Origin of the sequence: Vibrio sp. 1F263, assembly GCF_041439035.1 — a bacterium.
In the GTDB taxonomy this organism is placed as follows: domain Bacteria; phylum Pseudomonadota; class Gammaproteobacteria; order Enterobacterales; family Vibrionaceae; genus Vibrio; species Vibrio tasmaniensis_A.
In genome coordinates this window covers 1-11,141 of the sequence record NZ_JBGONI010000062.1, presented here as the reverse complement: position 1 = coordinate 11,141, position 11,141 = coordinate 1, and the positions used below count along the sequence as shown (strand labels likewise).

Sequence of the window (11,141 nt, the reverse complement as noted above, 5' to 3'; positions counted from 1 at the left end):
AAATACGCGAAACGGGGTAGTTCTATCTTTAAATTTAATTACGCAACAAAGCCTATTCATGTTACCAAAGTCGACCGCATTGCTCGAAATACCATTGATGCTTTGCAGATTGCCGATCAGCTAGCGCAAAAGAAAGCGGGATTGGTGTTTCATGACTTGGGGGATTTAGATATCAATAGCGATGTAGGTAGAGTCATTTACACGACCATATCAGCGTTTGCTGAAATGGAAAGAAAACGAATATTACAGCGTTGTAATGAAGGACGAGAGCGTGCTCGCGCTGAAGGGAGGCATCTTGGCCGATTTCCTAATAAGACGCTTCATACGCGTATTCAAGAGCTTGCAGACCAAGGAATGAACAATCATGCGATCAGTAAAGAGTTAGAGTGCAGTAGGACTACGGTCTATAAGGTTTTAGGAAAAAATATCTCTCTTTAGAATCGCGAATAAAGCTGTTCTTTTAATGAGTAAAGAGCTGACTGACGTTGCTTCGCTCTGTCGGCTTCATACTGACTCTACATGCAAGCATATAGCAGCCAGTACGAACCTATCCCTTGATGAAATAAATAAATTTCAGAATTTTAATTTAATTATTGTTGCAATGATTAAGAGGCAGAGAGAATGAAAAAAGCAAGAATGAGCCAGGTTCAAAAAGAGGTCTTAAGATGTTTGGCCAAGGCGTTCATCAAAGGAGTAAAAGAAGGTAAGTCAACCGTCATCAACCTGGCCGTCAATCAAGTGCTTGGGAGAGATATTCACCCGAACAACTTCCGAGTTTCATGTAAAGCTCTTGAAGAGTGTGGACTGGTTATGCGCAAAAAAGTGGAGCTAGATTGGTACATCAATATAACGCCAGAGGGGTTTGATAAGGCACTCACCTGGCTTGAATAAACGATGCTTCTGAAACTCATTTTTGGACACTTTCGAGTTAGAAAGTGCCATAGGTAAAAATTCAGCCTGTGAAGGTTTTGGACAATAATGCGTTAGAATAATTTGTCTATAAGTGATGTTTGGATAATATTTGCTAATCAAAGCAAAAGTGCGTCCTAATTAGAATTTAAATTATCCCTGTGGGGGAGCATGCATAGATTATCTGTGTGACTCGGGGGTCTAGACGAAACCCCAAGAGAAGCATATAGTTGCATATTTTATCATGCAAGGAGAACAAAATTATGCAGCTCCCAACTTATCAAGAAACAATCGACGAGCTTCCAGAGGGTGTTACCCCATCAATACTACTTGGTAACGGTTTTTCTCAATCTTGGGATACCGAAATTTTTAGATACGATTATCTGTTAGACAGGGCTAACTTTGGAGAGCGTGACGCAGAAATCAAAGAAATCTTTAGGCGCTTTGAAACTAGCGATTTTGAACAAATTATGAAGAACCTAATTGCTGCTGAAGTTGTTGGCGAGGCTTACGGTATCGATGAAGATACGCTTGAGCAAATTCGAGATGATCAAGAGAAACTAAAAGAATCACTGATTGATGTTATTTCTCGTAGTCACCCACTCCGCCCGAGTGAAGTAACGAACGTTCAATTCAGAACTGTTCGAGCATTTCTCAGAGAATTTCAGAATATTTTTACTCTGAATTACGATATTTTGCTTTACTGGGCAATCAACAAAACTAATCGTGAAATCGATAGCCATAGATATCTAAACAAAACTGATGGATTTGATAGCAATTATTGGTCACAAGACAGAAGCCAAAACCTGTTCTTTGTTCATGGAGGCTTACACCTATATGACACAGGAACAGACATCAAAAAGCATGTTTATTATCGAGATGAAAGAATCGGAATCGTTGACCAAGTTCAAGAAAATCTTGATGCTGGCAGGTTCCCTCTGTTCGTATCTGAGCCAACTCACGAAAAAAAACTCCAGAAAATAGAACACAACCCATATCTAAATCGTTGTTACCAATCCTTAAAGTCCCTAGATGGTGTTCTATATATCCATGGACACTCTATGGATGATAATGACATGCATATCTTCCAACAAATTAAAAAAAGCAGGGTATCAAAGGTTTACGTGGGTATCTTTGGTGATCCTAATAATGACCGTAATACACGTGCTCGTGCTAATGCGTTGGCTTTCTTACAAAAACCGGGACTTGAAGTGGAATTCTACGACTCTGCTACAGCCCCTGTCTGGGCTTAAAGCTAAAACGACAGAAGCGTCCTCGGGCGCTTATGTTTCTGAGCGAGTTACTTCCGTGATTTACATGCCTATAAGTTTAGCTGCATAAAAGAAGTGTTAGTTTTTTTGAGGACACACTTCGCTACTAAGAATTCGTAGCAAAAGACGATGATGAAAATTACTTGGGCAAAAGTGAGTCAGCGTAGATCTCGCTGACTCAGTTCTCATAAATGCCCTGTACTATTCTTCAACAGGGTGAATTAAACCGCGCATTCGCCATCTATTATTATTAACTAACGACTCAAATGATACTCCATTAGACAGTGTCAAATTGTCTGCATGGTCTGTCACTATGATTTGTGGGCTAAAGCCGTAATTTGTTTTTACTTCATTACAGTAAGTTGAGAGTTGGCTGAATAGGTTTTCAACAGCTTTGACATCTTCATCAACAGGTCTATCTTTATCTGTCCTCTGCTCTTCTTCCTTACTTTTTTGCTCTTCGAAGCTGTTAGAGTTATCTCGATTAAAGTTAGGAAAATACACTTGCGTCGGCTGATCCAAAAACAGTATTGAAGGGATGGCACATTTATCACCCAGTTCAGCAAAATACTTATGTAATGCTAAAAATAGAGTTACGTGGCAGTACAGCCAATTTGCACCACTACCCATTGACCGCAGATAGATTTTTTCGTTTTCTTGCGTTAAGTGATAGAGGTCAAACGTTTCAAATGAAAAATGAAGATTGATGGGCTTATAGCTGGCTTCAAACGAGAAATGCCTACCAATTTCAACCATATATTCGTTTACCTTAGCCGATGCTCTTTCTAAACCTTTTTGCACATCGTATTGTTTAAGGTCATCATTAATCTTCTTGAGTTGTTTTCTTACCTCTTTGATTTCCTTTTCAAGCTCTGCATCGTCGGCCATGTTGAGGTTATCGAGAAGTGCAAATAGCTTTGCCTTCTGCATTACAACACTTTCATACAGGCTCTTTTGTTCTGCTAATTGCTTATCTGTTTTCTCGATTTCCGTTATTTGTTGGTTTAGTTCGGTCAATGACCTGCTGACAACTTCAATATTGCGTTGTACGTCGACCAATGAAGACTCAAACTTTGCTTTCATCGGGCGTGCTTGAGCAAGGTTACCCGATACCTTGGTGATGGCCTGTTGTAGTTTTTCCGCACTTTGTCGCAAGCTATCTTTTTCGGTATGACAAAACGGGCAGACCGATGCTGATATTTGAATATGCTTAGGTGAACTAAACTGCTTTACGTTATCAACAAACAGTTCTTCTTCTTGAATATGTTTATTAATTGACGATGCTTGGCGTTGTAACTTCCTTAATTCGGCGTTTTTTTGATTACGCGCCAGTTTCAACTGATTGTATCTTTGTGTGGACGCATCGGAATTATAGTTAATTTTCTCAGAAACTATGATGCCATCGAATTGGTCTTTGGCATCTTGTGGATGGCGAAGCACCTTATCTAATGATAAGGGTTCATCTTTAAATCCCATCAAGGCATACAGCTGGCTCAAAACTGGGCCGACTTTTTGTTTATAGCTTTCTGAGGTACGCTTGTTGGTTTCTTTTTGGCGCTCTAATCGTCTTATTTTTGCGCTAAATCGTTCTTTTTCTTGTGATAAGTGAAAGAATTTTTGGTCGACAAGTCCTAAAAAGATCTTAGTATGCTCAATAGCCTGATCTCTCTTTTCTTTCTCATCGAATCGATAAAACAACGCATGTTTATTAGCAACAAGGTTTTGATGTTGAAGCATAAACGATGAAAAGCTACGCACCGATGGTGTAGGCGCTTTTTGATTAAACTGCCGATTGGCTCTGGCAGCCAAAGATTCATCGACATCGTCTATATCTAAGAAAAAACCCCTTAAGTGCTTCTTGAACTCATCTAATGGACGAAAATAGCTGGCATTGAAATAATCATGCTCAATATCTTTAGTATTGAGTGCTTCAACGCGACGAAAGAAGGCTTTCGATGCAATAACAGGATCTCGCGCAATCACTATATCTTGTTCGTTAACAGCAAGCGCAACATAATAAATAGCGGCACTAGTGGTAATAACGCCTTTGGGAATGGTGTTTTCACCACTGCCAAAGCAATAGTCAAAAATTTCAATTAAGGCACTTTTGCCTGTCGATGACTTACCAGTAACAACGTTAAGCCCAGCCTTAAAATTAACCGGATGCTTGTTCCCTTGTTTATCAATAACGCCAATTTCATGAATGAGTGTATTCATCTTGGTTTCACTCCTAAAAATGCATAAATCTCGACCACTGAGTGACCACTGAATAATCGCCCTAACTTTACTGCACTTTTTTGACTGGTAAAGACTGAGTCAGAACCATCACCCTTGTGAAGGGATAAACCTTGTTCGTTTACCGATAACCAGTCATTGATTAAGCAGTATTGAATGCATTGCTCGGTTAAGGATTGAAATCCGTCAATTCGCTCTTGCAGGTCATAGAGTTGGGCGCGGTCGTTGAAAACAGACCAAATAGAGCTTTGTCTTTTTTCTCCAAATACAGCACCAGAAATCTTTTTATTAAAAACAGGATGGCTACAGAGTGGGATGACCAAAGGGGCAAGCAAAAGGTTATTTTCAGACTCATTAATGGCCGTGTAAAACGACGCTAGGTAAGGACCATATTCAAACGGGTTGTATTTTAACTCATACAGAGCATCAACAATACTGCTCATGGCTCAACCCTCCATTTCAAATCGCGTTCTTCATCATCCATAGCGTCGTGAATCAGGCCATTTCTAAAAACAAAATCAGGATTTGGATAGCCTTCAATGCCAAATGGCATTTCGCTAGTTACTTGATCGTATAAGTCCTGAGATATCGCCGTAAAGCTACCTTTCTTGCGACTAGCCGTACGGTATTTCGCAGAAAACGTACGAATCCATTGATCTCGATATCGGCTAACAGTGTCCCTGAATTGTGGATAGCCGTTTAACTCTTCGATCAATGAGTTCCTTAGTTCCAGCCAGCTACCTATTGCTTCGGGCAGTATAGCTTCATACTCAATTTCAAGAATTTTCTGAGCAAACAATTCAGTAATATACACTTCAACTTCTTCCTCTGTTGCATCTCTGTCAGTGAAGTCTGGAATAGTAAATAAAGTAGGTCCCCATTTTGCCGTTAAGGCTTCTCGCTTTTGGTCAAACGTTGTCTTATTTATTACCCATTCTGCGCCATTCGCCTGTTCATAAATAAAGCCAATCAGCCCTTCAGCAAAGGCTTGCCTATTAGAAAGCGGAATGTAACCGCTAAGTTTATTGCAATAACTCTTTTTTAGTGTTTCTGAATCTTCAGATTCCACGTGCAATACAACTTTGGCGAGGACAGCCATCAAATCTTCACTAGTAGTATCTAACATGACTGCTTTCTGTAATTTTATGATTTCTGATGTTTTATTTGCATTAAGCTGCTCTTCGGTACGCTCTGAAAAAATAGCTTCAAGGGTAGTAGAACGTTGCTCGATAGTTTGCGTATCCCAGTCTTTTAGACGAGTTTTTGCGCCAAAGGCTTGAGTCGTGTGCAGCACTAGAAGGCCATATTGCGCATGGTCAAATTCTGGAGCCAACCAGTTTTTGAGGGTTTTCCAGAAGTTTTCGTGGTGATCAGTTAGTGGTGCTGCGTAGTCTTTTACTTCAGTTTGAATAGATGTTAAAGCATCTGGCGAAAGCAGGCTCACGTCACCATCTTTTTCAAACCAAACGGACTGGCCTTCTTCAAGCGAAAAGCACTTATCCAAGCCAATCAATACTTGGTAATGAAAGGCTAGCGCCGTTGTTAAGGCAGCATTTTTAGTTTGTCCTTCGCCCATACTTTTCAGTTCCTCGTATTTCTTCGTGAAATTTTGGGGAATTTCTCCCACGTTGGTTTTTTTGACAACTAGCAAGCACACCATTACGCCATAACAGGTTGTTTTACATAGGGTATCACTGAAGGCAATGTTTCTACGAGAGGGAAATGCGACAAAGTGGTGGTATTGCTACGGAAATCGCAGATTGCCATTAGCACATCTATTGAGTAGGGCTAGTGCTTGCTAACTTGGAATGGGGCACAAACGTGCTAGAAAATGCCACGGGTAAAAATTCAGCCTACGAAGGTTCTGGACAAAACCGTTTTAGCTAAACGCTACATGAACCAGATCCTTAAGCGACTCCAAGCCACAGCATGAATTACATCAATTTTCGTCGTCGGCAGATTTTAAGGTGGTTTCATGATAAATTTGGCAGAATTATTACGTCTCTTAACTATCCCCAACCTTTATGAATGACCAACTAACACCCATCAACAAAGACCACTTAAAAAAGCTTATTCGAGCAGAATTGGAACCGACATGGTTTGATAAACAATTACCTAACCCTGATATGTCTTGGGTGACGCCAGCGGTATTTGAAATATTGTTTACGGAGTTGATAACTCATACTCGCGGTAATCAGTCAAAGTCAGCAAGGATTTTAGGTATCAATAGAGGTAGTTTCAGCAAAAAATTAAACCTGATCACAATTCGTAAATTTGGATTGTATGAGAGCCAGTAAGTTCGTATCAAGCTTATTGGTAACCTGTTGAGGGCGCAGAACTTAATCAACAGTCGTTATCTCTCAAGAAGTCCATTGTGGCTTATCTTATTCTCGCTTCAAAATAACAGGCGGTAATATAGTCACATTTCAAAGTAACTATCGCTGCACTGATTATGAACGGTATTTTTTTCTTTGAGTCTTACATTTGTCTTGTGTATAGCATTGTTGCTATACGCACCTGTCTTGGTTTTAATTTACTGAATTAAGTACATTAAGCCTTTCCACTACGGCTCAATGTTATAGAACGGGTCTTGATTTTTTTAATTGGAGAGGGTGATATTTATCTCCATAAATTAAAGAGTTAAACTATGTATAGCACCAGTGTTATACATAGTTTTTACGACCTTTATTAGCCCCAAGGTTGAGCTTTGCCATCGTTGTCCCCTCCCCCGTATATGTGGTCTACGAATTGATAGACATTTGAATTTTTTCTATTCATTTGTATCGTTTATAAAAACTATCAAGGGTATTGAATCAGGTTCAAAGTCCAATTGTTCAGGTGTAATACCAAGTGCATCAGAAATCTTTAATAAGACAGATCGCTTGTTAATCTTCTCTGAACAGTATTGACTGACTCTAGCTTGGGATACGTTTAACTTTTTAGCTAAGTCGCACTGAGAAATACCTAGGTAGTTCAGCCAAGCTTTTAAGGCCGAGTCTTTATCCTTTGAAAGTTCTCTAACTTTTAGGGGGATTTTTAAGCCTTCCTGTCGCTGTTGCATTGGTATAGCTCCAGAGATGAAAGCTATGTATAGCAGTGATGCTATACATAGCAACTATCTGATCATGTTTAGTTTTACTTGCTTTATAGCGTCCACTATATCCTCGTGACTTTGCTTCTTAAGTAAGTAAACGGCAGCGCGTACTAGTTTTGTATCGTTAATTTCTCTTTCGCTTCCAAGTTCAGTTATAACTAATTCTAGGTTGTTGGTTTTTATATCATTAGCAAGTTCGGTTATTCCAGTGCGTTCGTTGTTGGAAAATCGAATTGGTAGCGGATTGATTTTTGTTGTGGGTTTCGTCGCGAAAATATTACTCTTACTTTCTTGTTTAACCGGCTTCTCTGATTGGCTAATTTTCCGCTCCAGCATTTTTACTTGAGCTCGCTCTGCACCTGTCAGTTTCTTTTTTTGTTTTAACTCTGCGAGTAGCTGGACGTCTTTATTCATTGATGACCTCCTTTGCTAGCTCTTTATAGTAACGTGCAGCTACATGGCCACGGTTAATTACACTTGCCGGTTCATGCTCCATTTCTGCCTCCGTAAATAGGCTGCGATCCCAAATGGTGGTTTTTGCTGTGTTGTTTGGCCACCTTTCCGCTAAATACCCAGTACCGTAATCAAGAGCTTTTTTTGCTGTTTTACTTATCTTAGAAGGAATCACTAAAAACTTTATTTCATTTTCTTCCACGAATTTCACATCTTGGATGTGTTCAAGGAGTGTCTCTACGCCGTCAAGACTGTGCTCTTTATATTCAGTTGGGAATAGATATTCTGTAGCAGCCATTACAGCATTTAGTCCAAGAACAGAGGTTCCTGGGTTGGTGTCTATTAGTATGAAATCATAACAACCTTGAAGCTTTTCTAAATGCAGCTTTAATCGTTCCTCTCGACGTGTAAGCGAAATCATGTCCATATCAAGCTTCGTCATTATATCGCCCCGGCGCCCAGGGATGATATGTAGGTGCTCTTGTGCTTCCCCATTAATGATTGCAGGGTAAATTGATTTTTTAATATCGAATTTTCGATCAAGAAGTGCATCGCCAATGTAATATTCTGAATCTTCACATCCGTAAAATTTTGTACTATCGCCTTGACCGTCGAAATCTAAGATAAGGACACGTTGTCCTTGTTGGCTGAGTTCATAGCCGAGGTTTACGGTTGTTGTTGTTTTTGTTACTCCCCCTTTTCGGCAGCCGATCATTATGATTCTAGTTGAATTATCTTTGAGTGTTGTCATGTTTAAACCCTATGTATAGCAGTGATGCTATACGTATTATATGTGAGTGTTTTTTTTATGTATAGCAAAAGTGCTATACACACTTCAATTATGTCTAAAACTATGTATAGCATCAATGCTATACATGATTTATTGTTTGTTTTTTTGTTTTATAACAAGGGTTTAAGTTTTTTATTGGGGTTTAGTGTAATAAGTTGACAGTTTGATTGAGTGGTGTGGCTGGAAATTTGCTTAATGCGACTCTTAATTTAAACTTAAATATTGATTTACTGGTTTTATGTACAGTACTATATAGACATGTTGATATTAGAAAGTTTGGTTTCTGCCTCGATCACTGGTTTTGAAAACCCTACACTTACGTTTCGTAAGCAAGCCCTTAACTTGACTCAGATGTTTGTCCATGCTCCTTCATCTATGTTTTTGATTGAGAGCACGACTGAGTATGTATGTTCTGGAATTGCTATCGGTGATTGGCTACTCATTGATGCCTCACGACAGCCACTAGTGAACGATATTGTTTTAGTTGAGCAGTTTGATGAACGATATTGTGTGAGTTGGTCTCAGCTTTGTTCACACATGAAGCATACCTGCCATGGTCAGAATGATCTCTTAGTGATAGGGGTGGTCACAGTATCTATCCATCACTTTCGTAAACCTATTTCATTGCCTGCACACAACAGTCTAATAGATATTGATCTGCACTCTCTACTCATTGATGTTGAGCACTCTACTTTGATTTGTAAGGCGGACGGCGAATCTATGAGGCCCTACATATTCCACCATGATTTAATGCTATTGGAGCGTCATTTAAAGCCTGAAGATGACGATGTTTGTATTCTGGCACTTAATCATGATCTAGTTTGCAAGCGTGTTCATTTAAGTTCTAGATTACTATCGTCAGACAATCCCGCCTATCCAGATTACCGCGTGACTGAAGCCGATTACTTAAGATTGCACGGCGTTGTTCGTTACAGCTTTCGATTACATAGGGATGTTCTATGTACGGACTCATAGACGGCACAAGATTCTATAGCGAAAGTACTTCAATCTATAAACCGGAACAAAAGTCGTTACCAGTACTAGTGACAGCAGGTCAGGGGATTAGCATTGCAGCTAATCGGGCTTGTTCTACGTTAGGTATCCAGAAATTTCGACCCATTTGGGAGAATATTGATTTACTGAGGCTGCACCAGGGCCGAGTTTATAAAGCCAATTTTAATACCTTCAGTCATATATCAGATCGCTTTATGACGAGTGTTGAGCAAGCAATGCAAGGATCGAGTTCTTTTCGCTATTCTGTCGATGAATTGTTTATCTCACTAACACACCTACACAGCATTAATGTTTGTCTCGATGATTTTATATTGGAGTTGCGACAGCGGGTTTATAGAGAAACCGGTGTACCTGTTGGGGCTGGCGTTGGTTCTACATTGACTCTAGCAAAAGTAGCGAGCTGGGCTGGTAAAAACCAACCAGGTTTTAAAGGGCAGTGCTGCCTTATTCATCAGAAACAGATTGACTCAATATTAAGTAAGATGCCTGTCGGAAAGGTATGGAATATTGGTGGTGCCTATCAACGTCACTTAAAAAATGAAGGGATATCGACAGCGTTAGAGCTTAAACGTTGTGATCCTAAAACTTATCAAAAGCGTTACTCTATCAATATAGCCAATGTGATTTCTGAGCTTAACGGTGTCAGTGTCTTAAGCTACTCCGATATACGAGAGAAAAAGAAGCAGATTTGGTCTACATCAAGTTATCGGGACCGACTACGAGAAACGGATATGCTATTTGGAGAAATAGCACATCACTGCGCTGAAGTGATGACTAAGGTGAGGTCTCAAAAAAGTGAAGTCAAGACGCTATCTGTTTTTATTAGTACAGGAAAATACGATAAGTGTTTGCCTTATTACAGACGTATAGACATTAACTTAAATACTGGGTTGACGGATACGGGGCAAGCTTTAAGTCAAGTTCGAACTGTTTTCGAGAGCCTAGCCCCAAAAGATATAACGGCACAACCTATATATAAGGTTGCGGTTGGAGCTGTTGAGCTTCTTGATGGTGAAAAAAAACAGTTTGACCTCTTTGAGGAAGCTAGCTCTAACAAGTTAGAGCTTAATAGAGCGCTTGATACCATTAATGCCCGTTTTGGAAAAGGGACGCTGACCTTTGGCTCTCAAAAGCGAGGTTACAGTGAGCAAGATGGTAGTATCGAATTTGAAAGATTAGAAAATTATTATACCCATTCTAGTGACTTACTGACGGTTAAATGTATTTAAAGAATCTTCATTCTTAGTTTCTTATCTCTTCGTGTATTGCTCCTTAGTTTGGGACTAGGAGGGAATACTGGTTAGGTATCATTATCTTGGACGTTACCCTTCGGGCAAGGCTTTTCGCTTGTATCTTTCATCTATGGCCTAAGAGT

General features: G+C 39.7%; 12 protein-coding genes. 6 read left to right on the top strand and 6 right to left on the bottom strand.

Annotation, left to right across the window (positions count from 1 at the left end; translation table 11 throughout):
- From ACED25_RS21960 to ACED25_RS21950, 3 genes are all read left to right on the top strand, one after another.
- On the top strand, positions 1-438 hold a 438-nt coding region (locus ACED25_RS21960; RefSeq protein WP_371696093.1), incomplete at its 5' end, for a recombinase family protein.
- A gap of 183 nt (positions 439-621) precedes the next feature.
- A complete protein-coding gene (locus ACED25_RS21955; RefSeq protein ID WP_213865792.1) occupies positions 622-891 on the top strand; it encodes a hypothetical protein in 270 nt (89 codons plus the stop codon).
- Positions 892-1,172: 281 nt separating this feature from the next.
- Positions 1,173-2,162, top strand: a complete 990-nt coding sequence (locus tag ACED25_RS21950; RefSeq protein ID WP_102504017.1) for a DUF4917 family protein — start codon at positions 1,173-1,175, stop codon at positions 2,160-2,162.
- Between the two features lie 219 nt (positions 2,163-2,381).
- Here the strand turns inward: ACED25_RS21950 and ACED25_RS21945 are convergent, their stop codons facing one another.
- Genes ACED25_RS21945 through ACED25_RS21935 form a run of 3 tightly spaced genes read right to left on the bottom strand, consistent with a single transcriptional unit; the run spans position 2,382 to position 5,991 of the window.
- Positions 2,382-4,397 carry a DUF3732 domain-containing protein gene (locus tag ACED25_RS21945; RefSeq protein ID WP_371696092.1) on the bottom strand — a complete coding sequence of 672 codons (2,016 nt, stop codon included), beginning with the start codon at positions 4,395-4,397 and terminating at the stop codon, positions 2,382-2,384.
- On the bottom strand, positions 4,394-4,858 hold the full coding sequence (locus ACED25_RS21940) for a three component ABC system middle component (protein WP_102504015.1): 465 nt from the start codon (positions 4,856-4,858) through the stop codon (positions 4,394-4,396). Before ACED25_RS21940 ends, ACED25_RS21945 begins: the two co-directional genes overlap by 4 nt.
- Entirely contained in the window at positions 4,855-5,991 is a 1,137-nt protein-coding gene (locus ACED25_RS21935) for an adenylate cyclase (protein ID WP_102504014.1), read from the bottom strand. Before ACED25_RS21935 ends, ACED25_RS21940 begins: the two co-directional genes overlap by 4 nt.
- A gap of 448 nt (positions 5,992-6,439) precedes the next feature.
- Here ACED25_RS21935 and ACED25_RS21930 point away from each other — a divergent pair, with 448 nt between their 5' ends.
- A complete protein-coding gene (locus tag ACED25_RS21930) occupies positions 6,440-6,712 on the top strand; it encodes a helix-turn-helix domain-containing protein (protein ID WP_017100439.1) in 273 nt (90 codons plus the stop codon).
- 473 nt (positions 6,713-7,185) lie between these two features.
- Here the strand turns inward: ACED25_RS21930 and ACED25_RS21925 are convergent, their stop codons facing one another.
- The 3 genes from ACED25_RS21925 to ACED25_RS21915 are packed head-to-tail and all read right to left on the bottom strand — an operon-like array spanning position 7,186 to position 8,713.
- Entirely contained in the window at positions 7,186-7,476 is a 291-nt protein-coding gene (locus ACED25_RS21925) for a helix-turn-helix transcriptional regulator (RefSeq protein ID WP_016767842.1), read from the bottom strand.
- 54 nt (positions 7,477-7,530) lie between these two features.
- A complete protein-coding gene (locus ACED25_RS21920) occupies positions 7,531-7,923 on the bottom strand; it encodes a hypothetical protein (protein ID WP_016767843.1) in 393 nt (130 codons plus the stop codon).
- Entirely contained in the window at positions 7,916-8,713 is a 798-nt protein-coding gene (locus ACED25_RS21915; protein ID WP_016767844.1) for a ParA family protein, read from the bottom strand. The genes ACED25_RS21920 and ACED25_RS21915 overlap by 8 nt, the downstream gene beginning before the upstream one ends.
- 297 nt (positions 8,714-9,010) lie before the next feature.
- Between ACED25_RS21915 and ACED25_RS21910 the strand changes: the two genes are divergently transcribed.
- Positions 9,011-9,727 carry a S24 family peptidase gene (locus tag ACED25_RS21910; RefSeq protein WP_017101222.1) on the top strand — a complete coding sequence of 239 codons (717 nt, stop codon included), beginning with the start codon at positions 9,011-9,013 and terminating at the stop codon, positions 9,725-9,727.
- Positions 9,712-10,995 (top strand): DUF4113 domain-containing protein, encoded by a 1,284-nt coding sequence (locus tag ACED25_RS21905; RefSeq protein ID WP_102579796.1) that lies wholly within the window; start codon positions 9,712-9,714, stop codon positions 10,993-10,995. Before ACED25_RS21910 ends, ACED25_RS21905 begins: the two co-directional genes overlap by 16 nt.
- The last annotated feature ends 146 nt before the right edge of the window (positions 10,996-11,141 follow it).